The organism is Zunongwangia profunda SM-A87, assembly GCF_000023465.1.
Taxonomy (GTDB): domain Bacteria; phylum Bacteroidota; class Bacteroidia; order Flavobacteriales; family Flavobacteriaceae; genus Zunongwangia; species Zunongwangia profunda.
Genome location: NC_014041.1, coordinates 214,572 through 240,442, shown reverse-complemented (window position 1 = coordinate 240,442; position 25,871 = coordinate 214,572). Strand labels below are relative to the sequence as shown.

Annotated in this window: 21 protein-coding genes; 11 read left to right on the top strand and 10 right to left on the bottom strand. The window is 37.1% G+C overall.

The window, feature by feature from the left end:
* Positions 1-274: 274 nt before the first annotated feature.
* The 8 genes from recJ to asnB all read right to left on the bottom strand — a co-directional run bounded on the left by recJ (position 275) and on the right by asnB (position 9,516).
* Complete coding sequence (recJ, locus tag ZPR_RS01155) at positions 275-1,978, bottom strand: single-stranded-DNA-specific exonuclease RecJ (RefSeq protein WP_013069750.1); 1,704 nt, start codon at positions 1,976-1,978, stop codon at positions 275-277.
* 166 nt (positions 1,979-2,144) lie between these two features.
* Complete coding sequence (locus ZPR_RS01150; RefSeq protein WP_013069749.1) at positions 2,145-2,492, bottom strand: HopJ type III effector protein; 348 nt, start codon at positions 2,490-2,492, stop codon at positions 2,145-2,147.
* Between the two features lie 230 nt (positions 2,493-2,722).
* A complete protein-coding gene (gene pdeM / locus ZPR_RS01145; protein WP_013069748.1) occupies positions 2,723-3,352 on the bottom strand; it encodes a ligase-associated DNA damage response endonuclease PdeM in 630 nt (209 codons plus the stop codon).
* Positions 3,353-3,356: 4 nt separating this feature from the next.
* Positions 3,357-3,812 (bottom strand): protease complex subunit PrcB family protein, encoded by a 456-nt coding sequence (locus ZPR_RS01140; protein ID WP_083759709.1) that lies wholly within the window; start codon positions 3,810-3,812, stop codon positions 3,357-3,359.
* Positions 3,813-4,002: 190 nt separating this feature from the next.
* A complete protein-coding gene (locus tag ZPR_RS01135) occupies positions 4,003-4,749 on the bottom strand; it encodes a succinate dehydrogenase/fumarate reductase iron-sulfur subunit (RefSeq protein WP_041578485.1) in 747 nt (248 codons plus the stop codon).
* Between the two features lie 75 nt (positions 4,750-4,824).
* Entirely contained in the window at positions 4,825-6,828 is a 2,004-nt protein-coding gene (locus ZPR_RS01130) for a fumarate reductase/succinate dehydrogenase flavoprotein subunit (protein ID WP_013069745.1), read from the bottom strand.
* Positions 6,829-6,840: 12 nt separating this feature from the next.
* Positions 6,841-7,503: a succinate dehydrogenase cytochrome b subunit gene (locus ZPR_RS01125; RefSeq protein WP_013069744.1), complete on the bottom strand. Its 663-nt coding sequence runs from the start codon at positions 7,501-7,503 to the stop codon at positions 6,841-6,843.
* 354 nt (positions 7,504-7,857) lie between these two features.
* The gene (asnB, locus tag ZPR_RS01120) at positions 7,858-9,516 is read right to left on the bottom strand and encodes an asparagine synthase B (RefSeq protein ID WP_013069743.1); all 1,659 of its coding nucleotides are present in this window, start codon (positions 9,514-9,516) and stop codon (positions 7,858-7,860) included.
* A gap of 288 nt (positions 9,517-9,804) precedes the next feature.
* Between asnB and ZPR_RS01115 the strand changes: the two genes are divergently transcribed.
* The 3 genes from ZPR_RS01115 (at position 9,805) to ZPR_RS01105 (ending at position 12,944) form a co-directional block, all read left to right on the top strand.
* A complete protein-coding gene (locus ZPR_RS01115; RefSeq protein WP_013069742.1) occupies positions 9,805-10,569 on the top strand; it encodes an SDR family NAD(P)-dependent oxidoreductase in 765 nt (254 codons plus the stop codon).
* 238 nt (positions 10,570-10,807) lie between these two features.
* Complete coding sequence (locus ZPR_RS01110) at positions 10,808-12,106, top strand: aminopeptidase P family protein (RefSeq protein WP_041579433.1); 1,299 nt, start codon at positions 10,808-10,810, stop codon at positions 12,104-12,106.
* A 67-nt stretch (positions 12,107-12,173) separates the two neighbouring features.
* Positions 12,174-12,944 carry an alpha/beta fold hydrolase gene (locus ZPR_RS01105; RefSeq protein ID WP_041578483.1) on the top strand — a complete coding sequence of 257 codons (771 nt, stop codon included), beginning with the start codon at positions 12,174-12,176 and terminating at the stop codon, positions 12,942-12,944.
* 52 nt (positions 12,945-12,996) lie between these two features.
* On the opposite strand, the gene ZPR_RS01100 is transcribed toward ZPR_RS01105, so the two are convergent.
* Positions 12,997-13,581, bottom strand: a complete 585-nt coding sequence (locus ZPR_RS01100; RefSeq protein ID WP_148211640.1) for an RNA polymerase sigma factor — start codon at positions 13,579-13,581, stop codon at positions 12,997-12,999.
* 96 nt (positions 13,582-13,677) lie between these two features.
* Here ZPR_RS01100 and ZPR_RS01095 point away from each other — a divergent pair, with 96 nt between their 5' ends.
* The 6 genes from ZPR_RS01095 (at position 13,678) to ZPR_RS01070 (ending at position 23,746) form a co-directional block, all read left to right on the top strand.
* A complete protein-coding gene (locus ZPR_RS01095) occupies positions 13,678-14,841 on the top strand; it encodes a FecR family protein (protein ID WP_013069738.1) in 1,164 nt (387 codons plus the stop codon).
* Positions 14,842-15,001: 160 nt separating this feature from the next.
* Entirely contained in the window at positions 15,002-18,379 is a 3,378-nt protein-coding gene (locus ZPR_RS01090) for a SusC/RagA family TonB-linked outer membrane protein (RefSeq protein ID WP_013069737.1), read from the top strand.
* 12 nt (positions 18,380-18,391) lie between these two features.
* A complete protein-coding gene (locus ZPR_RS01085; protein ID WP_013069736.1) occupies positions 18,392-20,449 on the top strand; it encodes a RagB/SusD family nutrient uptake outer membrane protein in 2,058 nt (685 codons plus the stop codon).
* 11 nt (positions 20,450-20,460) lie between these two features.
* Positions 20,461-21,435: a DUF4973 domain-containing protein gene (locus tag ZPR_RS01080; RefSeq protein ID WP_013069735.1), complete on the top strand. Its 975-nt coding sequence runs from the start codon at positions 20,461-20,463 to the stop codon at positions 21,433-21,435.
* 107 nt (positions 21,436-21,542) lie between these two features.
* Positions 21,543-22,985 carry an IPT/TIG domain-containing protein gene (locus ZPR_RS01075; RefSeq protein ID WP_049771402.1) on the top strand — a complete coding sequence of 481 codons (1,443 nt, stop codon included), beginning with the start codon at positions 21,543-21,545 and terminating at the stop codon, positions 22,983-22,985.
* A gap of 503 nt (positions 22,986-23,488) precedes the next feature.
* The gene (locus ZPR_RS01070) at positions 23,489-23,746 is read left to right on the top strand and encodes a hypothetical protein (protein WP_041578479.1); all 258 of its coding nucleotides are present in this window, start codon (positions 23,489-23,491) and stop codon (positions 23,744-23,746) included.
* A gap of 4 nt (positions 23,747-23,750) precedes the next feature.
* Here ZPR_RS01070 and thiL read toward each other — a convergent pair whose 3' ends face one another.
* Positions 23,751-24,803, bottom strand: coding sequence for a thiamine-phosphate kinase (gene thiL / locus ZPR_RS01065; protein WP_013069732.1), 1,053 nt, complete (start codon positions 24,801-24,803; stop codon positions 23,751-23,753).
* Positions 24,804-25,108: 305 nt separating this feature from the next.
* Here thiL and ZPR_RS01060 point away from each other — a divergent pair, with 305 nt between their 5' ends.
* Entirely contained in the window at positions 25,109-25,438 is a 330-nt protein-coding gene (locus ZPR_RS01060) for a HesB/IscA family protein (RefSeq protein ID WP_013069731.1), read from the top strand.
* 37 nt (positions 25,439-25,475) lie between these two features.
* Positions 25,476-25,865 carry a four helix bundle protein gene (locus tag ZPR_RS01055; RefSeq protein WP_013069730.1) on the top strand — a complete coding sequence of 130 codons (390 nt, stop codon included), beginning with the start codon at positions 25,476-25,478 and terminating at the stop codon, positions 25,863-25,865.
* Positions 25,866-25,871 lie beyond the last annotated feature (6 nt).

Here is a 25,871-nt window from a genome sequence, read left to right as displayed (position 1 = left end):
CACCGGCAGGCCAAGTGGATACATCCCATTTGCATAATAAAAATATTCATCTATTTCACTGATTTTCAATTAAAATGACCTGGAAAAGAATTAAAATAGATTACTCCAGAACTCGAAGAGCCTTTTCAATTATCAAATCAATACATAATCACATTTCAAAATTGAAAATTATACTCCGGTTTCCTCATCAACATTCAGCATTCAAAATAAAACTAAATGCTCTTCTCTCTTTCTTTTCCAATCTATAAAGGCTATAAAGGCACAGCCGTCTAATTTAAACTTCCTTGAGATCCTTAAGTTTTAACTGCAAAGAAACATTCCCGTTCCATTCGTTTTCATCTACAGCATATACAGCGCTAAAGGATTTTTTATTTTGGATAAGTTCCAGTTTTTCTCCCAGATTAAAACCAATTACATCAAAAGAAGCTGTATTGTTAAGCTGGCTAACCTTACATTTTAAATGAGTATGTTCATTACCTACGCATTTCCCGAATCCAGAATCGGTTAAATTTCGAGACATAAAAAGAGGAGACATATTGCCCGGGCCAAACGGCGCAAATTGCTTTAAGATTCGCCAAAATTTAGGAGTAATTTCATCTAATTCAATTTCGGCATCGATACTAATTTCAGGAGTCAGTAGTTTTCTATCGATGGTCTCAGCAACCACTTCTTCAAACTTTCTTTTAAAATTATCATATTCTTCTTCCTTAATGGTTAGTCCCGCTGCATACATATGGCCTCCAAACTGCTCGATATGCTCCTGGCAAGCCTCTAGCGCATTATAGACGTCAAAACCTTTTACCGATCTTGCCGATGCTGCCAGCTTATCTCCACTTTTGGTAAAAACCAATGTTGGGCGATAATAGGTTTCTGTAAGTCTACTTGCCACAATCCCAATAACTCCTTTATGCCAGTGATCGGCATAAACAACGGTACTTAAACGCTCCTGCTCCTCTAACTCTTCAATTTGCACTAAAGCCTCAGCGGTAATTGATTTATCCGTATCTTTTCTATGGGAATTATGATATTCTATTTCAGAAGCAAATTGCTGTGCTTGTTCTTCTTTTTCTTCAGTAAGTAGCTCGACCGCATGCAAACCATGTTTCATCCTTCCGGCAGCATTTATTCGCGGGGCGATCACAAAAACCACATCTGTAATGGTGATAGTTTCCTTTTTAAGCTGACTCAATATCGCTTTAAAGCCTTGTCTTGGCGCCACATTAATCACGTGCAAACCATGATAGGCTAAAATGCGGTTTTCTCCAGTAATGGGTACAATATCAGCACCAATTGCAGTAGCCACCAAATCCAAATAAGGTAATAATACCTGTATACTATCCCCACGTTTTTCTGCCAAAGCCTGTATGAGTTTAAAACCAACTCCGCATCCACACAATTCTTTATAAGGGTATTCACAATCTTCCCGTTTAGGATCTAGTACTGCAGCCGCTTCAGGAATTTTCTCACCCGGACGGTGGTGATCACAAATCACAAAATCAATACCTTTTTCCCTGGCATAGGCGACTTTATCGATGGCTTTAATTCCGCAATCTAACGCTATAATTAGACTAATATCGTTATCGGCAGCAAAATCGATTCCCTGGTAGGAAACCCCGTAGCCCTCGTTATAGCGATCTGGAATATAGGTAGCTACATTTGGATATCGCGTTTTTAAGTACGAAGACATTAGTGCTACGCTGGTGGTTCCGTCTACATCATAATCACCGTACACCATGATATTCTCTTCTTCAGCGAGTGCCTTTTCAATTCTGGCTACCGCTTTATCCATATCCCGCATTAAGTATGGATCATGAAGGTCTTTGAGATTTGGTCTAAAGAATTTCTTTGCTTCCTCGAAGCTATTGATACCACGTTGGGCTAAAAGCCGGGCAATAGGCTTGCCTACTCCAAGAGATTGCATTAAAGAATTTACAATGTCTGGGTTAGGGTTAGGTTTTATAGTCCAGCGGCTGTTCATCGGCATGTATCTTCTGTTCAAAAAAAGTTTCCTGAAAAGGATTATTCAGGAAATAAAATTTATACTTCAATTATCTCATCTTTTCCCAACATCTTTCGGGTATATCCAATCGCTACACCGATTGAAGGATAGTGCTTTAATAAAGGCATAAAAATACAAAAAGAAATTACTTTACAGGTTGTAAAGCTTCGGTATCAAAAGCGATACCGCTCCATCCGGTGTCCATAAAATTACGAATGTTCTGATGACTATTGCCTTCAGGATCCTTTAAAACTCCATCAAAATAATGCTCCCCAAAAAGTGCCAATGTTGTTTCTTTACTTAGTCCTTTAAGTAAGCCGAGAGCAAATATTTTACAGCTACCGTTGTTGTTGCCGGCTTCATTATAAATCTGTCCGTTTTTAAAAGAGGCTGGTGAAAATTGATAGTATTCATCAATTAAATTTATTGTTTGTTTAAAATCAGCGGATTTTGGATCGGACGCCACCTGTTCTAAATATTTTAATAAATCCATTGTTATACTTTTAAGTTTGATAAGCTCATTTATACCGTTCTATAATCAATCCAATCTGGAGAATACACATCGATCCTCATAGCTTAGCATTTAAAGTTTAAGTCGTACCTATTTAACAAGCTTATCTAATAGAGTTTACCTAATGGCAGTAAGCCAGCCAGATTCTAGCAAGAAACACATAAGCTTACATTAGTTCGGGCTAAAGTTTATTCGTGATAAAATACATGGGCTTAATTCACCCGAATCACTTCAGCTTTTGCACATACAAAAACCTGGTCTTCTGCTTCAGGTTTCATTAAAAAAGCACCCGTAAACTCACCAAAAGCAGGTAAAATAAGTTGGTTTCTACTTCTAAAAAAGCATTTCAGTTTTAGATGCTGTTTGGCCAAACCCACCAATCGATATCCCGGATGAATATGTCCACAAATATTAAAGCTACCCTGTTTTTCTTCGGGGTGATGCGTTAAACGGAAATCATCAATGTGTAACTCCTGAAAGACTTTCACACCTAATTTTTCGTAATGCCACGGAGCAATAATATCGTGATTTCCCGCAATCAAAATAACCTCAGCTTTTTGATTTTGAAACCAGTTTTCAAACAAATTCCATTCTGCATTTAAAGCGCTATGAAACAAGTCGCCTAAAAAGATGATTTTTAATGGTTGAAATTGTACTACTGCTTGATCTAGACGATCAAAGTTGGTCTGAACCGCCGTTTGCGGTACCGCACTGCCATACTTTCGAAAATGTGAAATCTTTCCTAAATGCACATCGGCCACTAGTAGCGTCTTTTGCTCTTCCCAATAGGAAACACCACTACATGCTAACTGAAAATGATTATGTTGAATATTAATTTTCAATGAACTATTTTACTTCTTCAAATTCGATTTCTTTATCGGTTTTTGGGATGGTTCCCACATAATAGGGCTGTGTCATTACCATTGTGGCCATGCCTTCCGTTTGTGATTTCCGTAGGTTTATTACTACCGATTCTTCTTTATTTTTGACACCTGAAATTTTAATAGCATATCCTCCTTTTGTGCGTTGTTGATCGATTAAGACGATGACCATTTGCTTTTTGAAATCAACAGCCTTTATCTGATCTTCTTTGATATTAGCATTAAGCTTATTCAGTTTAGCAGCTACTTCTTTCCATTCTGTTTGGTTTTTAAGTACCATATTATTTTCCACTAAGCCATCATTACCATTTCCATACAGATTACCCTCGGCAATTAGAGTGGGATTCATATTTTCTGAATTTTGAGCTGAATTACAACTGAACATCAACATGACCATACAGCAATAAACTAAGTTCTTCATAGGAATTTGTTTTAATAGGCGAAGATAGAAATTTGGGTAGTTAATAGTAATTGCGTTAACACGCTTTTTACGTTAGAGATTAAAACAGGTCTTCGTTTTATAGTAATTATTTTACACCGCTCATTGTAACGAAAAAATCCCAAACTCAATTTGATGAATTTGGGATTTTAATTTATAAAATTGAGTTTTCTTATCCTTTTGTACTTGCAGATAAATATTCTCGGTTCATACGAGCTATGTTTTCTAAAGAGATTCCTTTAGGACATTCGATCTCACAAGCACCAGTATTAGTACAGTTTCCAAAACCTTCTGCATCCATCTGGCGAACCATGTTCATTACACGGTCTGTAGCTTCTACCTGTCCTTGTGGAAGTAAGGCATACTGAGATACTTTTGCTGAAGTGAATAACATCGCACTTGCATTTTTACAAGCTGCAACACAGGCTCCACAACCAATACAGGTTGCTGCTGCGAATGAATCATCAGCATCATGTTTATTTACCGGAATACTGTTAGCATCAATAGTATTTCCTGAAGTATTTATAGAAACATAACCCCCAGCCTGCTGAATACGATCAAAAGAACTTCTATCAACGATTAAATCCTTTACTACAGGAAAGGCATTAGCTCTAAATGGTTCAATAACGATGGTATCACCATCTTTAAAAGAACGCATGTGTAACTGGCAGGTTGTAATTAACTTATCTGGACCGTGAGGCTCTCCGTTAATTTGTAAAGAACAAGCACCGCAGATGCCCTCACGACAATCGTGATCAAATTCTACCGGATCTTCCCCTTTAGCAACAAGTTCTTCATTTAAAACGTCCAGCATTTCCAGAAAAGACATATCTCCTTCAATACCGTCAATAGGATAAGATACCATCTTCCCCTTAGACTTAGCGTTTTCTTGTCGCCATATTTTTAATGTAAGTTTCATATTCTTTAGATTTTAGTATTGAGTATTGAGTCTTGAGTCGCTAATTTGTAACAGCTCATATCTCAACACTTGCATCTATTTATAACTTCTTGTTTTTAATTCTATATTTTTAAAGATCAGCTCTTCTTTATGAAGGACTGCATCACTAGGTTGTCCTTTATACTCCCAGGCAGCTACATATTTAAAGTTTTCATCATCCCTTAAAGCTTCCCCATCTTCAGTTTGATATTCCTCTCTAAAGTGACCTCCACAGGACTCATTTCTATGTAATGCATCTTTTGCAAAAAGCTCTCCTAATTCCAGAAAATCTGCCACACGGCCTGCTTTTTCCAATTCCGCATTCTTGCTCTCTGCTGTACCGGTAACTTTAACATTCTGCCAGAAATCTTCCCTTAATGCTTTAATTTCTTCGATAGCTTCTTTAAGACCCTGCTCGTTACGAGCCATACCACACTTCTCCCACATGATCTTACCTAATTTCTTATGATAAGTATCTACAGAGTGTTTTCCGCCAGCGTTCATCAAGCGATCGATCTTGTCTTTCACTTCTTTCTCGGTTGCTTCGAACTCTGGAGAATCTGTTGGGATCTTTCCTGTTCTAATATCTTTAGAAAGATAATCTCCAATTGTATATGGTAATACAAAATAACCATCTGCAAGTCCCTGCATTAAAGCAGAAGCTCCTAACCTGTTAGCACCGTGATCAGAGAAGTTGGCTTCTCCGGCAGCATAACACCCAGGAATAGTTGTCTGTAAATTATAATCTACCCAAAGACCTCCCATAGTATAGTGAACCGCAGGATAGATCATCATTGGAGTTTCGTAAGGATTTTGATCGGTGATCTTTTCGTACATCTGGAAAAGGTTACCGTATTTAGATTCTACAACTTCTTTACCTAATTTTATAATTTCAGCCTCAGATGGATTCTTATGTCCCGATGTGAAAGCAGCTTCTTTTCCGTAGCGCTTAATTGCACTCGCAAAGTCAAGGTATACTGCCTGCCCGGTTTTGTTTACTCCAAACCCTGCATCACAACGTTCTTTTGCGGCTCTGGAGGCTACATCACGAGGTACAAGATTACCAAATGAAGGATATCTTCTTTCTAAGTAATAATCTCTTTCTTCTTCAGAAAGTTCGGTAGGCTTTTTCTTCCCTTCTCTAATCGCAATTGCATCTTCTTTTTTCTTCGGAACCCAAATACGACCATCGTTACGTAAAGATTCAGACATCAAAGTTAATTTAGACTGATGATCTCCCGTAACAGGAATACACGTTGGGTGAATTTGCGTATAACAAGGGTTAGCAAAGTAAGCTCCTCTACGGTGTGCTCTCCATGCTGCCATCACGTTACTTCCCATTGCATTTGTTGAAAGGAAAAATACGTTACCGTAACCTCCAGAAGCTAAAACTACAGCGTGACCAGAGTGTCTCTCTAACTCACCCGTAACCATATCTCTGGCAATAATTCCTCTTGCTTTACCATCTACTAAAACAAGATCCATCATTTCGTGGCGGTTAAAAGACTGAATCTTACCACGATTTATCTGGCGGTTCATTGCAGAATATGCTCCTAATAATAATTGCTGACCAGTTTGCCCTTTTGCGTAAAAAGTTCTGGAAACCAAAACTCCACCAAAAGAACGGTTATCTAAATAACCACCATATTCACGTGCAAAAGGAACACCTTGTGCAACACACTGGTCGATAATATTTCCTGATACCTCTGCAAGACGGTAAACATTCGCTTCTCTAGAGCGGTAATCCCCACCTTTTACGGTATCATAAAAAAGACGGTAATCTGAGTCACCATCTCCCTGATAATTTTTTGATGCATTTATACCTCCCTGTGCAGCAATAGAGTGTGCACGTCTTGGAGAATCCTGATAGCAAAACGTCTTTACATTATAACCCAATTCGGCAAGGGTTGCAGCTGCTGCTCCACCTGCAAGACCTGTACCTACAACGATAATATCGATATTACGCTTGTTGGCAGGGTTTACCAGGTTAATATCATTTTTATGTTTAGTCCACTTATCTTTAAGCGGCCCTTCTGGTATCTTTGATTCTAAAACTGACATAAATCTTGCGAATTAAAGGTTATTGATATAGTGAAACAATGCTATAAAAATAAATCCAAGCGGAATAATTATAGCATAAGCCACTGTAAGGCCTCTTACTCCTTTAGCATACTTATTATTCCAACCCATAGACTGGAAAGACGAAGAAAACCCATGAAGTAAGTGCAAACTAAGGAAAACAAAAGACAGGCAATAGGCCGCCACTCGTATTGGATCCTGAAATTTAGCCACCAACTCCCCATAATATCTTGATGCATCCTCTGGGTGAGATTCTACATATTTATGCACGAGTTCTGGCACCCAAAAATCATAAAAATGAAGCACTAAAAAGGCCAATACTACTAATCCAGAATAAATCATATTTCTGGACATCCAGCTAGAGTTCGCACCACCATTGTACTTAACATATTTTACATTTCTAGCGCCGCGGTTCTTAGCTTCAAGAACAAACCCCATTACAAAATGAAATATCACCCCAAATATCAATACTGGTTGAAGAATGGACTGTACCAAGAAATTTGTTCCCATAAAATGGGAAAGTTCATTAAATAAGTCCTCACTAAAAACAGAAGTGAAATTTATTGTAAAGTGCTGAAGTAAAAATAAGACCAGGAACAGTCCCGACAAGGCCATCGCAACTTTCTTTGCGATAGATGATTTTAAAAATCCACCCATTGGTTTGATTATTTATAGAATTTTAAGAGCAAAAATACACTCCAATTCATTTACGGACAAACTTTAGTGCTTCTTTATAGGGCTATTTAGAACAAGTTTAAGTAAGCCATAATTTTGTTTAATCCTAAAAGTTGCTGAATTTTAGATCAAAATAGCAACACCATCAGTTTTCACAATAGCTAGAAGATAAAAACCATAATATCAAAAGAATATTTCAAACGATTGAAATTGTACAATTTATAAAACTTTATAGATTATAGATCACATAAAAAAAGCTATCTAAAATTGCGTATTTTAGATAGCTTTTTTCTTTTTAATTTAATTTAGGATTAGCCTTCGATTAAATCTTTTTTATTAAGCATCTGAATGTACATTTGCTACTGCTCTACCAGATGGATCGTTCATGTTCTTAAATGATTCGTCCCATTCTAAAGCGGTTGGAGTACTACATGCCACTGAAGGTACTGAAGGAACAGATAATGCGGCAGCATCACTTGGGAAATGCTGTGAAAATATCGTTCTGTAATAGTATTCTTCTTTACTTGATGGTGGCTGAATTGGGAACTTAAAATGAGAGTTTTTAAGTTGTTCGTCTGTAACTTCAGCGTTTACCAGTTCTTTCAAGGTATCAATCCAACTATACCCAACACCATCAGAAAACTGTTCTTTTTGTCTCCAGGTCACGCTCTCTGGCAAATAATCTTCAAAAGCCTTTCTAAGCACCCATTTCTCGATACGTTCTCCATTGATCATTTTATCCTGTGGATTAATTCGCATGGCCACATCCATAAATTCTTTATCTAAGAATGGCACCCGACCTTCTATTCCCCAGGCACAAAGTGATTTGTTCGCTCTTAAACAATCGTACTGATGTAATTTATCCAATTTACGTACGGTTTCTTCATGAAACTCTTTTGCATTAGGTGCTTTATGAAAATAAAGATATCCTCCAAAAAGCTCATCAGATCCTTCTCCAGAAAGTACCATTTTAATTCCTAAAGATTTGATAGTCCTTGCCATTAAGTACATAGGAGTTGAAGCTCTGATCGTGGTCACATCATACGTCTCTAAATGATAGATCACGTCTTTTATAGCATCTAAACCTTCCTGAATGGTAAATTTAATTTCGTGATGCACGGTATCCAAATGATCAGCTACTTTTTGCGCTGCTGCAAGATCTGGAGAACCTTCTAAACCAATGGCAAAAGAATGCAATCTTGGCCACCATGCGGCGTCTTTATCGTCACTTTCAATTCTTTTTTCTGAATACTTTTTAGCTACTGCTGAAGTTATTGAAGAATCCAGGCCTCCAGAAAGTAATACCCCATAAGGAACATCACTCATTAACTGACGGTGAACCGCTTTCTCTAAAGCCTCTCTTAGCTCTTCAATACTGGTATGATTATCCTTAACCGCATCATATTCCATCCAGTCACGCTCGTACCATTTCTGGAAGCCTTCTTCCTTACTGGATAGGTAGTGACCCGGAGGAAACAATTCAATTTTTGTACATTTTCCTTCCAGGGCCTTAAGCTCTGATGCCACGTAAAAAGTACCGTTTTGATCCCAACCAATATATAGCGGTATAATACCCATATGGTCCCGGGCAATTAGATATTCATCGTTTTCTACATCATAAATAGCAAAACCAAAAATTCCGTTTAGATCGTCAAGGAATCTTGCTCCCTTTTGCTTATACAAAGCCAGGATAACTTCACAGTCTGATGCTGTTTGAAATTCGTAATCTTGGCACTGCTCTCTTAATTTCTTATGATTATATATTTCGCCATTAGCGGCAAGTACTAAATTACCATCTTTAGATAATAAAGGCTGTCCTCCTGAAATTGGGTCGACAATAGCTAGACGCTCATGCGCCAAAATCGCATTATCATTACTGTAAATCCCACTCCAGTCCGGACCACGATGTCTTAAACATCTGGCCATTTCTAATAATTGAGGTCTTAAATCATCAGACTTCTCTTTTAAATCGAACGCACAAACAATTCCACACACAGTTTTAAAATTTTAAGTATTAAAGTTGAAACAAATATCGATTAATCATTTCATTAAAAAAGTCACAATACCTATTTCGATTACAATTATCAACTAATTAATTGAAATATGATTAAATAATAAAAATTCCGAAGTATAAATATAGTGATTTTTTTTCAGCAGTAAAATTCCTTATATCCCGCATCTCAAGCTTATTCTAAAAGTGCAAGAATTAATAACACATTTATAATATTTATTTAAGATTCAAAATGAAGCAATAATCGTAATTTTAGGGTAAAATTCAATATTATGAGTAATTTCAAAGATAAAACTGCAATAATCACGGGCGGTTCCGGAAGCATTGGTTATACTACCGCATTAGAATTAGCAAAAAAAGGTGCGAATGTATTATTAGTTGATATCGATGAAGAATCTTTAAAAGAAAAAGAATCGGCCGCAAAAAAAGAGAATTTAAATATTTCTTACGTTGTCGCCGATGTAAGTAAACCAGAGGATGTAAAAAATTATGTAGAAACTTGTATTGAGCGTTATGGTAAAATTGATTATTTCTTTAATAACGCCGGTATAGAAGGTAAAGTGGCACCTTTAGAGGAGTACCCAGATGACATTTTTGATAAAGTGATGGAGGTTAATGTAAAAGGCACTTACTTAGGAATGAAGCATGTAATCCCGAAAATTGAAGATGGCGGTAGTATCGTAATTACATCTTCAGTAGCTGGTTTACAAGGCTCTCCTAAAATGGTTTCCTACATCACATCTAAACATGCGGTTATAGGAATCATGCGAACTGCCGCTTTAGAATTGGGAAAAAGAAATGTGCGTGTAAACTGCGTAAATCCCGGCTCTGTAGATAATCGTATGATGCGTTCTCTCGAAGATGGCGTAAATCCAGGACATGGAGACGATGTAAAAAAAGCTTACGAAGCTACCATTCCGCTAGGAAGATACGCCACACCTGAAGATATATCGCATATGGTTTGCTTCCTATTTTCTGATAAAGCCTCTTATGCCAACGGCCAAACATTTGTAATCGATGGCGGAATGAAAGCTTAAGCATTTTTAAATGTTTTTATATAAAAGGAATCCATAAAACGGATTCCTTTTATATTTTATCCAGTTTACATAAATCGAAGAAGAATATTATCCACATCATAAATACAAATTTTAATGAACTCGAAAACAGGAACAGAAACTGCTTTAGGCACTTGAAAAAAAGAAATATTAGCCTTGGATTAACAGGCATTCTAATCGCTGTTTTTTAGCTTTGGGGGATAATTTTGAAATTACAGTTATGAAATACGATCAAATAGACCGCAAACTTTTTATTAAAAACCGAAAAAACTTTATGGAACGCATGGTTCCCGGGGGATTAGCTGTTTTTAATGCTAATGACGTGTTCCCGATTGGGGCCGATAGCACCATGCCTTTTCAGCAAAATCGAGATTTATTCTATCTAAGCGGAGTGGATCAGGAGGAAGCAATTTTAGTTTTATTCCCGGATGCTCCAAAACCAGAACACCGGGAAATACTTTTCTTAACCGAAACCAATCCGCATATAGCTGTTTGGGAAGGCGAAAAACTTACCAAAGAAAAAGCTTTTGAAGTAAGCGGTATCAAAACGGTCTACTGGCTACAGGATTTCGAGAAAATCTTTTTTGAAGTTATGGCACAGTCTGAGACTATTTATTTTAATAAAAATGAGCATTATCGTGTTCAGGGAAGCATCCAGACAGAAACCCGTGACGATCGCTTTATAAAGTGGTGTAAAGAAAAATACCCGGCGCATCAGGTTGCCAAAAGCAATCCTATCTTACAAAGGTTACGTGCTGTTAAAGATCCCATAGAGCTGGATTTAATGCAGCAAGCCTGCGATATTACCGAGAAAGCTTTTAGAAGAGCGCTTAAATTCACGAAACCTGGCGTATGGGAATACGAAATTGAAGCAGAATACTGGCACGAAATGATAAGAAACCGCTCTAAAGGTTTTGCATACACTCCAATTATCGCGAGCGGAAATAATGCCAACGTTCTACATTACACTGAAAATAATCAGCAATGTAAAGCTGGCGACCTTATTCTATTAGATACGGGTGCCGAGTATGCCAACTATTCTAGCGACATGACCAGATCGATCCCGGTTTCAGGAAGATTTACCGATAGACAGAAGCAAATTTATAACGCTGTTAATAAAGTTAAAACCGAAGCTACAAAATGGTTGATCCCTGGTACGATGTGGGATGAATTTCATAAGGAAGTTGGGAAACTAATGACTTCAGAACTACTGAATCTTGGTTTGCTAGATAAAGCCGATGTACAAAATGAAAATCCCGACTGGCCGGCCTATAAGAAATACTTTATGCACGGCACCGCTCATAATATTGGTCTAGACACGCATGATTACGGTATCCTTACTGAACCGATGAAAGCCAATCAGGTTTTTACAGTTGAACCGGGAATTTATCTACCAGACGAAGGATTTGGGATTCGATTAGAAGATGATGTGGTAATTCAGGAAAAAGGGGAACCTTTTAATCTAATGCGTAATATTCCTATTGAAGCAGATGAGATTGAGGAGATTATGAACTCTTAAAAATTACAAAAAGGCCACAGAATTTGAAAATTAATTCAATTTTGCGGCCTTTTATAATGTAATGCTTATGAAAATACCGTATAAAAATACACAAATAAAGTTTATAACAAAGGGAAAAAATGAACCATTAGTGCTTTTACATGGATTTTTAGAAAGCAAGGAAATTTGGAGAGACTATTTGGAATTACTTTCGAAAGAACGCCAGGTAATTACAATCGATCTTTTGGGACATGGAGAAACAGGAAATATTGCACCTATTCATTCTATGGAAGATATGGCTGATAGCGTAATTGAGGTTCTTAATTATTTGGAAATCGAAAAAGCGAATTTTGCCGGTCATTCTATGGGCGGTTATGTCATCATGGCTCTTTTAAAAAAATACCCTGAAAAAATACCCAAAATTAGTCTTATCAATTCTACTCCGGCTGAAGATACTCCAGAGAAAAAAGAAAACAGGGAACGTGTTGCCGGTTTAGTATCAAAAAATAAATCGGCTTTTGTGAGTATGGCCATTTCCAATCTCTTAACTTCTGAAAACAACAAAAAATTTAAGTCTGAAATCGAGATTCTTAAAAATGAAGCACAAAAAATGTCGTTAGAAGGTATTATTGCTGCCACATTAGGTATGAAAAACAGAATGGATAGCACTGAAATATTTAAAGAATTTAAAGGAGAAAAATTTATTGTTGTTGGCATGCAGGACCCGGTACTGGATGTAGCAGATACTTTACAAATCGCCAAAAAAACGAATGCTGAAATCATAGAATTTCCCGATGGACACTTGTCTTTTATCGAAAATAGGGATCAGCTAATGCATTTCCTTAAATCAAAGGCATAACAACGGGGAATTATAAGGTAATCCTTGTCTAAAGTAGATCATTACCTAACTATCATCGGAATAACAAGAGTAGAAAACTTTCTATTTTAGTACCTAATCGTTCTCTTAAAATTGAATAGGCCTTGGTTAAATGTCCTTCTACTGTTTTTAAAGAAATATTGAGATAATCAGCAATTTCAATATTAGTGAGCCCTTCCCTTTTACTTAGTATAAAAACTTCTGCGCATTTATCCGGTAATAATGAAACTCCTTCAAAAACAATTTCCATTTTTCTTTCAAGAAGCTCGAAATCACTATTCATTGCAACCTGCTCTGCGTTCTCTAAAAACACTTTATCAAAGTAAGTAATTCCTTTATTTTTATTATAATTATTGACAAACTCATTATAACTGCTTCTATACAGAAAATTTTTAATTGAATAATCTGGGTTAAGCCGACTTCTATACTCCCAGAGTTTCAGAAATACATTCTGAATGATATCTTCCGCCAAATCACGATCCCTTGTTAATGTCACCACGTACACAAATAATTGCCTATGGTATAATTGTAATAAATACGAATATGCCGAATCTTCACCGTTTTTCAGGCGTTCTATAAGATCATGATTATCCTTATACATAAATTCTATAATAGTCAAAAAAACTGACTTAAATTTAATAAATGCTAAATAAATTTTAAAATTAAACAAGGGTTTTATAAAATTCAATTGTATTTATTACAAATACCCTTTTAGATGATGACCAAAACTATTGAAAAAGCCATAATTAGATATATCACCGGCACCGCTTCTGCCGATGAGCTAACGATGCTGTCTAAATGGGTAGAAAAACCTTCAAATCAAAAACAGTTACAAACTTTTATCGAGGATTATTATGCTATCCAGTATAACATTTACGAACCAAATACAGATCGTGCGGTACACCGGTTATTATCGTCCATCAAAAAGCGTAAAACCTTAGACTACAAAAAAAAGCGCCACTATTTTATAAAGTATGCGGCGGCTATAGTCACCATACTAAGCCTGATTGGAGGATATACATTTAAAGAAAATTTATTTACAAACGAGCTATCCCAATCTGCTAAAGAAGAGATAAAAGCAGGCACAGACAAAGCCATTTTAACCCTTGGTGACGGATCTAAAATACAATTAGGAGAGCAAGAAGTATATACATCTGAAAAGTTTGGTAGTAACGGAAGTACACTTGAATATTTTGACCATGATAAACATAGCTCTAATACCACAAATTATCATTATTTAACTGTTCCCAGAGGAGGGAAATTTATGATCAAACTATCAGACGGAACTAAAGTTTGGCTTAATTCAGATAGCCGTTTAAAATATCCAGAGAAATTTAAAAAAGGAGAATCACGAAAGGTTGAACTCGTGTATGGAGAAGCTTATTTTGATGTTTCGTCATCTTCTAAAAACAATGGAGCCGATTTTAGGGTCTACAATAAAGGAAAGGAAATTCAGGTATTAGGTACCCAGTTTAATATCAAAGCATATAACGAAGAACAACAAATATTTACCACCCTGGTAGAAGGAAAAATATCATTCAAATACGAAGATCACGAGAAGATCCTGTCTCCTGGACAGCAGGCCATATATAATTTGAAAAACAAAGTTATCCTTACGAAAACGATTGATATTTACAATGAAATCTCGTGGAAAGATGGAATTTTTAGTTTCGACAACAAACCGCTTGGCGACATCATGAAAGTATTATCAAGATGGTATGATGTGAAATTTATTTTTTCTAATGAGCAAACAAAAAACGAACAATTTATAGGCATCCTAAGTAAAGATCAGGAAATAGAAAGCATTCTGCTACAGTTAAAAAATTCAGGAATAATAAAAAACTATAAAATCAAAAACAGTGAAATAGAAATAGAATAATAGAAGAAAGAGAACGAAGTCAAACATTTGGCGATGCACTCAACTTCGTCTCTCCCATACATAAATATTAGATAATTATAACTAACAAATACCTAACAAATTTATGAAAATTAAATTACTCAACTCGCATTTCCGATACCGGAAACTGCTGCTCTTACTTATGAAAACATTCCTATTATTACTCTGTACCACAGTATTCGGGTTTTCACCAAAGACATCTTTCTCTCAGGAAAATATCGTCATTTCAAAAGATCAGAAGGCCAGCATAGATGATGTTTTTCATATTATTAGAGCACAAACAGATTATACGTTCATTTACGCTAAAAGTCTTTTCGAAAATACGCCTGAAATTCAACTAAAAAAAGGAGATATTAATATTGACTCATTGCTAAATCGTATTAGTAAAAATGCTGATGTTTTTATAAGAAAAAACCCTGACCATACAATCACCATTAAAAAGAGTGACAGAAACTCCAGGAGCAGGAGTGATTCACAAACAGTCTCCCAACAATTAGAAATAAAAGGTCGTGTTATTACGGCCAATGATAAGCTTCCATTACCAGGGGCCAGTATTATAGAAAAGGGGACCATGAATGGTGTTGTAACCGATTTTAATGGTGATTTCTCCATTAGCATAACCAATAAAAATGCGATACTGGTGATTTCGTATGTAGGCTATGCAACGAAAGAGATTCCGGTTAATGATCAAACAAACTTCGAAATTGTACTGGAAGAGGATACTGATAGTTTAGACGAAGTAGTTATCGTAGGTTTTGGTAAGCAAAAAAAGATATCCCTTACCGGTGCGGTATCTACAGTAGATGTAGAAGACATGAAGCAAAACCCTACCTCAAGCATCTCTAACGCACTGGCAGGAAATGTAGCGGGTATTATGGGAATGATGCAATCTGGACAACCCGGTAGAAATATATCTGAATTCTGGATTCGAGGGATATCTACTTTTGGCGGCGGCACCAATCCTCTTGTTTTGGTAGATAATATAGAACGGGATTTAAACGAACTAAATATAGAAGATATTAAATCCATTTCTGTTTTAAAGGATGCCGCCGAAACTGCCATGTATGGTTCCAGAGGTGCCAACGGAGTAATATTGATTACCACAAAACGTGGGAGCGCCGGCAAAATAAATATTAACTTCAAAGATGAATTTATATACAATACCCGAACGATTACACCAGATTTTGAAGATGGGGTCTCTTATGCCAATCTCTTGAATGAGGCACGTATCACCCGTAACGAAGGCCCAATTTATCAACCGGAAGAATTAGAAATTTTACGATTGGGATTAGATCCTGATTTATATCCCAACGTAGACTGGAAAGATGAGCTACTAAGAGATGGAGCCATGACGTACCGCGCCAATTTAAACATGAGTGGTGGCGGGGAAACCTCCAGGTATTATGTTTCAGGCAGTTATATAAATGAAGGTGGCATGTATGAAATTGATGAATCCTTAAAAGATGATTATAATACCAATGCTAATTACAAACGTTGGAACTATCGTCTAAATGCAGACTTTGACATCAGTAAGACCACTATTGCCAAAGTAGGGGTTGCTGGTTCTCTTAGCAAAAGAAACAGCCCCGGTCTGGGTGATGTTGACTTTTGGGGTTCCCTCTTTGGCTACTCACCAATCCGCACACCAATAATTTATTCCAATGGTTATGTTCCTGCTATTGGGACTGGAAATCAAACCAATCCCTGGGTAATGGCAACCCAAACCGGATTTAACGAAAATTGGGTCAATAAAGTACAAACTAACGTAACCATAGAGCAGGACTTTGGTTTTATTACCGAAGGTCTTCGTATGAGGGGTATCGTGGGATATGACATCGAAAACTCAAATAACATTCAACGCCGTAAATGGCCTGAGCAGTGGAGAGCTGATCGTGCACGTGATGCAAATGGAGACCTGGTTTTTACGCATATATCAGATCCAAGCGAGTTATTTCAATCCAGTACCTCATCAGGAAACCGTTTAGAATTTTATGATCTTATGATCAATTATGACCGAAGTTTCGGAAATCATGATATAGGCGGCGCCATACGACTAACCCGGGATGCCTTTGTACAAACGGTTGACTTAGGTGGTGATATAAAAAATGGTATCTCCAGAAGAAATCAAGCTCTGGCAGGGCGAGTACTTTATAACTGGAAAAGTAAGTATTTCATTAATTTCAATTTTGGATATACCGGTTCAGAAAACTTTGCCCCAGGCAAACAATATGGTTTCTTTCCCGCGATTTCAGGGGCCTGGAATATCGCCGGAGAGCAGTTCTTTAAAGAGCACCTAAGCTGGCTGAAACTATTTAAAATCAGGTATTCTTATGGGAAAGCAGGAAACGATCAATTAATGAACGGAGAACGCTTTCCCTATTTATATACCATTTCAGAACTCTTTACTGATGATGGCGAAGCTACTGGCGGTTATCGCTGGTCAGATTATGGATCTGACAGGTATTTTGGCGGGATAATCTACTCTCAGGTGGCTTCATCTAATGTTACCTGGGAAGTCGCAACAAAACAAAATTTGGGTTTTGATATAGAGACCAAAGCCATCACAGCAAATCTAGATTTCTTCAACGAAAAACGTACGGGTATTTATATGGAAAGAAATTATTTACCTGCCATGGTTGGATTGGAAAGTATCCCAAGGGCGAATGTAGGTATCGTTAGATCACGCGGCTTTGACGGTCGTTTTCAATATACAAGACAAATTGGCGAAGTAACACTTAGTGCCAGAAGCAATATCACCTACAGTAAAAACGAAATTGTAGAAAGAGATGAAGAAAATAATGTTTATCCCTATCAAAATCAGGAAGGGTTTCGCGTAGGCCAGTCCAGAGGATTAATTGCCCTTGGCCTTTTTGAGGATTATGATGATATACGAAATAGTCCTACGCAAACTTTTGGCACCTATCAACCCGGAGATATTAAATATAAAGATGTTAATGGCGATGGGATTATTGATGATGGCGATCGTGTGGCTATAGGCGCCACCAGACGGCCTAACTTAATCTATGGTTTAGGAGCATCTGTTAATTGGCGGGGATTTGGCCTGGGGGTTCATTTTCAGGGTGCCGGAAAATCAACCTTTTCTACCTACGGAAAAACCGTATATGCATTTAGCGAAGGAGAATGGGGACAGGTCATGAAAGGGGTTATGGGGAATAACCGATGGATAGATGCCGATATTTCTGGAGATCCCGCTACAGAAGATCCAAATGCCTCTTATCCCCGTTTAAGCTATGGTGAAAATCCAAATAACTTTAGGGAATCCACCTTTTGGCTAAGGGATGGAAGATACCTACGCCTTAAAACTCTGGATGTTGGCTATAACCTACCTAAAAGTATAACCAGCAGGGTACGTGTTCAAAATATCCGATTATATGTAGTAGGAACCAATTTAGTGACCTGGTCAAAATTTAAATTATGGGATCCGGAATTAGCGACCCCCAGAGGCGAGGATTACCCTCCTGCTAAATCACTCACCTTCGGAATTAGTCTTAACCTATAAACTAAAAAAGAAATGAATAAAAATATATTCTATAAAACACTCTTAATTCTATTTATCTCAGGGTTCATCCTCTCTTGCAGTGATGACTATTTAGATTCCAGTAGATATTTTAAAGATCGGTTAACCGAAGAAAAAGTATTTCAGAGCAAAGTCTATTCCGAAGAATGGCTAGCTAACATATATGAAGAATTAAAAGGCATAAATGCCGATGTTGCCAGTAAGGCAGTTACCCCCCATAACTTTGCCGATGATATGTATTATGGTGATAGGGACAGTGAGTACGACCCTTCCAAAAACGAACTGTCTTATAACATGTTCAAAATGGGCCGATATAATGAAAATGATAAGCAGGGGACCTGGACTCAATCCTATCGTGGAATTCGAAATGCCTCCACTTTTATTCATAATATTTATATGAATACAGAAATGTCTGAGCAGGAAATCAAGGATTATAGAGGGCAGGCCAGGTTTGCCAGAGCTTACCTGTACTGGCTTCTTTTACGTAAATACGGTCCGATTCCACTTTTGCCTGATGAAGGCCTGGATTATACGGATAGTTATGATGATTTGGCCATTCCAAGGAGCCCCTACGAAGATTGTGCAGAATTTATAAGTAATGAATTATTACTTGCCGCTCAGGAAATGGAAGCGCTGGGAATGGTGCGTGGGCAGGATGGCTCAGCCAGGCCAACTGTTGGAGCTGCCTTAGCTGCTCGTGCCAAAGTACTTATTTATGCCGCCAGCCCTCTGGCTAATGGGAATACCTCCAGCTATGCGACACAATTAGTGGACGATCAGGGAAGGCAGCTACTTTCTTCAGATTATCAAGAAGAAAAATGGGCTAAAGCGGCAGCGGCGGCCAAAGACGTTATGGATCTTGGTGTATACCAATTATACACCGTACCTGTTCAGGAAACGGGTGATAACGCGACAATAGTTCCGCCTGCCGATAATAATTTTTCAGAAAAATCATGGCCTGAGGGATGGGCAGATATAGATCCCGAAAAATCGTACGCCCAGGTATTTGACGGAACACTACCGGCCTCAGGCAATCCAGAATTAATTTTTACTCGCGGAAATAACCAGGGAGGTGAAAATATTAGGCAGATGGTTGCCCATCAATTACCAAGATCTGCTACAGGATGGAATACCCACGGATTAACTCAAAAACTCGTGGATGCCTATTATATGGATGATGGAGCCGATGTGCCCGGTAAAGATTTAGAAATTGGCCGCGGAAATGGCTCTCAACGGGTAGATGGTTTCGTCACACAGGAAGATTATGAAGCCGGACTTTTTCGACCTTTGCTGCCGGGTGTTTCTTTGCAATATGCAAACAGAGAACCTCGCTTCTATGCTTCTGTAGCTTTTAACGGTAGTTTCTGGCCATTATTAAATGAGTCCCAGGAGCGCAATCGCAATCAACAGGTATTTTATTATCGTGATAACCCTAATGGAAACGGATTTAATTCTTCTAATGCTTATTGGTTACGAACAGGAATAGGAATGAAAAAGTATGTTCACCCTAATGATACTTATGAAGGAGGGAACGAAGATAAAATTGTTTTTAAGCCAGAACCTGCGATTCGCTATGCCGATATATTACTTATGTACGCTGAGGCACTTAACGAATTGGATGGATCATATAGTATTGAGGCGTGGAACGGAGGAAATCATAATATTTCTCGAAGCATCTCAGAGATGCAAAAAGGTATTCACCCCATTCGTATACGTGCCGGCGTACCGGACTACTCTACTAGCGTTTATAACGACAAGGACGCACTTAGAAAAAAGTTAAAGCGAGAACGTTTCATCGAACTTTTAGCAGAGGGCCAACGCTACTACGACTTACGCCGATGGATGGATGCAGCCGAAGAAGAATCATTACCAATTTACGGGTGTAATATACTTATGAATAGAGAAGAAAGGGAACTTTTCCATCAACCCGTGGCGGTATGGGCACTAGAGACCACATTTTCTGATAAGATGTGGTTTTGGCCAATCGGTCTTACTGAACTTAAACGCAATAAGCGTCTTACACAAAACCCGGGATGGAATTATAACGACTAACAAGGATGATCATGAATACAAAACTATTGATACCAATTATACTGCTTATCATTTTCTCCTCATGCAATGATGAATGGACAGACGAGCAATTTGAAAACTATATATCTTTTAAAGCACCTATAACCAATAGTGAAGGAGTTACCGATATCTATATTCGCTATAAGGCTGAGGAAAAAACCACCTATCAACTACCTTTAATTGTTAGCGGATCGAAAACAAATACACAGAACAAGACAGTGCATGTAGCTTTGGATCCCGACACACTAGAGACACTCAATTACGAAAGGTTTCAAACACGCGAAGACTTCTATTATCGGGAATTAAAAAGTAAATATTATTCTTTTCCTTCGGAAGTAGAGATCAAAGCGGGCGAAAACACTTCCTTAATGAATATCGATTTTGCCTTAAAGGATATCGATATGGCTGAAAAATGGGTCTTGCCTTTAACGATCGAAGACGACCCATCCTACACGCCAAATCCAAGAAAAAATTATAGGAAAGCACTTCTACGTATCAATCCCTTTAATGACTACTCAGGGACCTATAGCGGTACCGCTTTAAAAACTGTGATGGAAGGCTACGAAAATGAAACACCTATTGTAAAATCAGAGATAAAATCTTACGTAGTAGATGAAAACACGATCTTTTTCTATGCAGGGAATATCGATGAAGATCGCCAGGACCGACGTAGTTATAAGATCTTTGCCACTTTTGATGGTAATGGAGGGGTAACATTTGATGTTGATAATCCCGATATGAATTTTCAGGTAAATAAAACAGCAAGTTATACCATCACAGAACAAATGGATGAAATCCGACCGTATTTGCTACATCGATATTTAACAATTAATAATATCGACTACACATTTTCTGATTATACAATGGTCCCTAATGTAGATATCAATTACAAAGTCTCAGGCTCTCTAATTTTAGAACGCCAGCTAAACACACAGATTCCAGATGAAGATCAGCAAATAGAATGGTAGGTCAATATCTTTTTAAAAAATTGAAATTGAAGAACAAGCTACTGGAAATTATGGAGCATCTAATCTCTATTATTGAGTATGAATTTTGAATTTAAAATTAAGAAACTATGTCTTTAAATATATTAAAAACGAGGTTATATCCATTCTATTTGATATTAGCCTCTTTAACCATTGTTTTTTATAGTTGTCAGGGCGACGATAATGATGATATAACATCTCAGGAATTTGATCCATCGAGACCAGTTGAAGTTTTGGGATTTACTCCTGAATCTGGTGGCGCAGGACAGCGTCTCGTTATTTATGGAAAAAACTTTGGAACAGACCCCAGCATTGTTACTGTTCTAATAGGTGGTAAAGAAGCCAAAGTAATCAATGTTAATGGCGAATCACTTTACTGCTTAGTACCCAAACAAGCATTTGATGGTGACATTGAAGTTCGTGTAGGCGAAGAGGAAAGACAGGTTAAAGCCTATGCTACAAATAATTTTGATTATCAACGTAAGATGGTCGTATCTACCCTTATTGGTTACAAAAATGATCGGGGTGATGAACCATGGAAAGACGGTAAATTCAAGTCTGATAACCAGAATGATATGGCCAGTGGATTTTGGGAGCCTTCTTTTATGAAATTTGACCCTATGAATCCCAAACATCTATGGGTGGTATTTGACTTTAATAATGGTCTCTATAAAATAGATTTTGCCGATAGTACCGTTGTTAAAGTACGCTCTGATTTTGATCGCCCCAGGAGTATTGATTTTACCAACGATGGGAAGTATATGATTATCGCAGAAGACCGTGGAGGCGAAAATGACCGCGCTACGTATCGGTTATCCAGAGATAAAGATTGGCAGGATAGAGAAATTTTAACCAGATATAAAAACTGTAATGGTGCTTCAGTGCATCCGGTAAACGGGGAATTATATTTTAATAGTTATGAAAAAGGACAATTTTTCCGGTTCGATTTAAATAAATATTTTGAAGATGGCCTGGGCGATAAAGACTATGAACAATTGTTCGTAGTACAGGATCCCGGCTGGGAATATAAGATTTTTATACATCCTACCGGAAACTATGCATATATCGTAGTTATTAATAAGCACTACATCCTGCGTATAGATTATAATTGGGAAAAAGAACGGTTTAATCAACCCTATCTGGTCTGTGGAAAACTTAGTAATGATGGTGGTTATCAAGATGGAGTGGGATCCAGTGTTCGCCTTAATAAGCCTTATCAAGGGGTTTTTGTAAAAAATGAGGATTATGTGGAAGCCGGTAAAACAGATGAATACGATTTCTATTTTACAGAGCAAGGCAATCATGACATTCGAAAATTAACTCCTGAAGGTAGTGTGACCACATTTGCAGGAAGAGGGAGTTCCAGTATAAACCCTGATCCCTGGGGTTATGTAAATGGTGATCTTAGAGAGGAAGCTCGTTTTGACCAGCCTACCGGCATTGCTTATAACGAAGAAGAAAAGGCGTTTTATATAGGTGATAAATCGAACCATCGTTTTCGTAAAATAGCACTGGAAGAAGCTCAGGAATAATCCTAAAAAACAAAACTAATTTCACGATAATTTTAGTTAGCAGAAGTCCTGAGCCTATAAAACCAAATTAAGCTCAGGACTTTTATCTGAATATTGATTTAAATCATTAACCGAACATTCAAATATTTTTTCTTCGACTAGAAATCGAAATATTAATAACAGCAAAAAATGTATGTAGATATGATTGCGAGAGCTAAAAATAAAAATAAGTTATCAATACTAAAGCCTATAAAAAGGATAGTCAAGACTAATTTAACAGTACAATCATGAAGGATTTAGGGCAAAATAGCGCTAAATCGTTCAACAATATAGATTCCGCGCTTATAAAACTTATGGCTTTTTTATATCCAAACTTACTATTTGTTCAAAATAACCCATGAATATTACAGTATTTGCAATTAAAAACTTAAAAAATAATTTTTAACAAAAAATTAGCTATTCTTTGGGATTTTAGCAAGTCTTTTTTAATTTTAAGGTGTCAAAAACTTAAAAATCAATCTTTTATGAAAGACACACCCAATAAATTTTCTTTCGCTAAGGTTTACTGTAGTATTTTTGGCCACAAGTTAAAGGTAACCAAAAACGTTACCGATCATGTACACGAATACAAATGTGCCAACTGCGGACAGGAAATGACAGACACTGCTAATGGATTTTTAGCTCCTTTAACAAAGAAATTCAAAGAAACGAACAACTACATCGCTAAAATTCACAGAAGACGAAAAAATCGTCGTCTACGCCACTACGCCAAAGCGTCTTAAGTTTTTAATCTTCGCTTTTCATAGAGTTCCATCCACGGGCAACTAATGGTATGGCCTGGTTAGCACGAGTGATAAGATGCATACCTGCGCTCTCTTCAGTCATATGGCCAATAACAGTGAGGTTTGGATTTCCTTTTATTTTATCAAAATCTGACTGTGCAATGGTAAAAAGTAATTCATAATCCTCACCCCCGCTTAAAGCAATCATTGTACTGTCCAGTTCAAATTCTTCACATACCGATATGACGGCAGGATCCAATGGTACTTTTTCTTCATATAAATTCACTCCAGTTTTCGAGTTTTTACAAAGATGTATCACTTCAGAAGAAAGTCCATCGCTAATATCAATCATCGAAGTTGGCTTTACTCCCAGTCCTTTTAGCAAAGGAGGGATATCTTTACGGGCCTCAGGTTTTAACTGGCGTTCGATTAAATAAGTATATTGATCTAAATCTGGTTGTGCATTTGGGTTGGCTTTAAAAACCTGTTTTTCACGTTCTAAAACTTGCAATCCCATATATGCCGCACCAAGATCGCCCGTAACAACTAGTAAATCATTGGCTTGCGCTCCGCTTCGATATACAACATCCTCTTTTTCGGCTTCACCAAAAACCGAAATACTTATAAATAAGCCAGAGGTTGAAGAAGTAGTATCCCCACCAACAACGTCGATATTGTATAAATCAGCAGCTAATTGAATACCGGCGTATAGTTCTTCTAAAGCTTCTACCGGGAAACGGTTAGATGGAGCAATCGAAACGGTGATGTGAGTAGCTTTACCATTCATCGCATAAATATCTGATGCATTAACCATTACCGCTTTATATCCCAAATGCTTTAGTGGCATATATGCAAGATCAAAGTGAACACCTTCTACCAGCATATCTGTACTTACCAGAGTTTGCTTGTCTTTAAAATCTAAAACTGCAGCATCGTCACCAATAGCTTTAATGGTAGAAGCATGTTTAGGAGAAAAATTTTTGGTTAAATGATCGATTAACCCAAATTCTCCTAATTCAGATAAACTTGTTTTGGTAGGCTCACTATTATCAAACATCACAAATAAATTTTATGCAAAATAAATGAATATTATGGCAACAACATACAGTTAACAAATTTTATCATATAAACTGAAAGGTTTTATATATAATCCCACTAATACTAGAGGAAATGCAAAAAATTACAAGTCTGCCGGAAGATTTTGAAACAAAACAACTTAGCCTTTTTTATCCGGTTAAACGGAGGCATCTAACAATAATTGAATACGTCTATTTCTACATTTTTAAAACAAATATTACCGCTATGGTAAAACGCTTGTTTTAATGTATATTTGTACGCGATTTAAAAAGATCTTTTGAAGCTATGATAAAAGTTAGTGAAGACGCAAGAAAAAAGATTTCTGCTCTAATGGAAGAAGAAGGTTTTAACAGCCTTCAGGATTTTGTGCGCGTTGGTGTGAAGAGCGGCGGCTGTTCTGGTTTATCTTATGAACTAAAATTTGATAAATCCAAAGCCGATGATGACAAACTATTTGAAGACAACGATATTAAAATCGTGGTAGATAAACGCAGCGTTCTATATCTGGCAGGAACTATTTTAGAATATTCTGGTGGATTAAATGGCAAGGGTTTTATTTTCAATAATCCAAACGCTCAAAGAACCTGTGGATGCGGTGAAAGTTTTTCGCTTTAAAATTAAAAATTCAATATTAAAGGTTTAATATTCAAAATTGGCAACAATTAAACAATTTGAAGATTTAGAAATTTGGCAAAAGGCCAGAGAAATCTGTAGGATTGTTTACGAAACGAAAAAGAATACAAACCTTAAAAATGATTTTAAACTATATAATCAATTAAATGGATCCTCAGGTTCCATAATGGATAATATAGCAGAAGGATTCGAAAGAAATGGAAATAGAGAATTTATTCAATTTCTTTCTATTGCAAAAGCATCTTGTGGAGAAACCAGATCACAATTATATAGAGCATTTGACCGTGGATATTTAAATGATGATGATTTTGAAGACTTTAAGACCAAAGTTATTTCATTGAGCAGGCAAATAAATGGTTTTATAGATTATTTGCAAAAGAGTGATTTTAAAGGAACAAAATTTAAATAACGTTGA

What these genes read in the sequence shown, in the direction of transcription:
- ZPR_RS01115 (WP_013069742.1), top strand. Translation starts at nt 9,805, where the DNA reads ATGAGTAATTTCAAAGATAAAACTGCAATAATCACGGGCGGTTCCGGA.
- ZPR_RS01135 (WP_041578485.1), bottom strand. Translation starts at nt 4,749, where the DNA reads ATGAAACTTACATTAAAAATATGGCGACAAGAAAACGCTAAGTCTAAG.
- ZPR_RS01060 (WP_013069731.1), top strand. Translation starts at nt 25,109, where the DNA reads ATGATAAAAGTTAGTGAAGACGCAAGAAAAAAGATTTCTGCTCTAATG.
- ZPR_RS01085 (WP_013069736.1), top strand. Translation starts at nt 18,392, where the DNA reads ATGAATAAAAATATATTCTATAAAACACTCTTAATTCTATTTATCTCA.
- ZPR_RS01070 (WP_041578479.1), top strand. Translation starts at nt 23,489, where the DNA reads ATGAAAGACACACCCAATAAATTTTCTTTCGCTAAGGTTTACTGTAGT.
- thiL (WP_013069732.1), bottom strand. Translation starts at nt 24,803, where the DNA reads ATGTTTGATAATAGTGAGCCTACCAAAACAAGTTTATCTGAATTAGGA.
- ZPR_RS01130 (WP_013069745.1), bottom strand. Translation starts at nt 6,828, where the DNA reads ATGTCAGTTTTAGAATCAAAGATACCAGAAGGGCCGCTTAAAGATAAG.
- ZPR_RS01080 (WP_013069735.1), top strand. Translation starts at nt 20,461, where the DNA reads ATGAATACAAAACTATTGATACCAATTATACTGCTTATCATTTTCTCC.
- ZPR_RS01090 (WP_013069737.1), top strand. Translation starts at nt 15,002, where the DNA reads ATGAAAACATTCCTATTATTACTCTGTACCACAGTATTCGGGTTTTCA.
- ZPR_RS01110 (WP_041579433.1), top strand. Translation starts at nt 10,808, where the DNA reads ATGAAATACGATCAAATAGACCGCAAACTTTTTATTAAAAACCGAAAA.
- ZPR_RS01150 (WP_013069749.1), bottom strand. Translation starts at nt 2,492, where the DNA reads ATGGATTTATTAAAATATTTAGAACAGGTGGCGTCCGATCCAAAATCC.
- ZPR_RS01075 (WP_049771402.1), top strand. Translation starts at nt 21,543, where the DNA reads ATGTCTTTAAATATATTAAAAACGAGGTTATATCCATTCTATTTGATA.
- ZPR_RS01140 (WP_083759709.1), bottom strand. Translation starts at nt 3,812, where the DNA reads ATGAAGAACTTAGTTTATTGCTGTATGGTCATGTTGATGTTCAGTTGT.
- recJ (WP_013069750.1), bottom strand. Translation starts at nt 1,978, where the DNA reads ATGAACAGCCGCTGGACTATAAAACCTAACCCTAACCCAGACATTGTA.
- ZPR_RS01125 (WP_013069744.1), bottom strand. Translation starts at nt 7,503, where the DNA reads ATGGGTGGATTTTTAAAATCATCTATCGCAAAGAAAGTTGCGATGGCC.
- ZPR_RS01105 (WP_041578483.1), top strand. Translation starts at nt 12,174, where the DNA reads ATGAAAATACCGTATAAAAATACACAAATAAAGTTTATAACAAAGGGA.
- ZPR_RS01095 (WP_013069738.1), top strand. Translation starts at nt 13,678, where the DNA reads ATGATGACCAAAACTATTGAAAAAGCCATAATTAGATATATCACCGGC.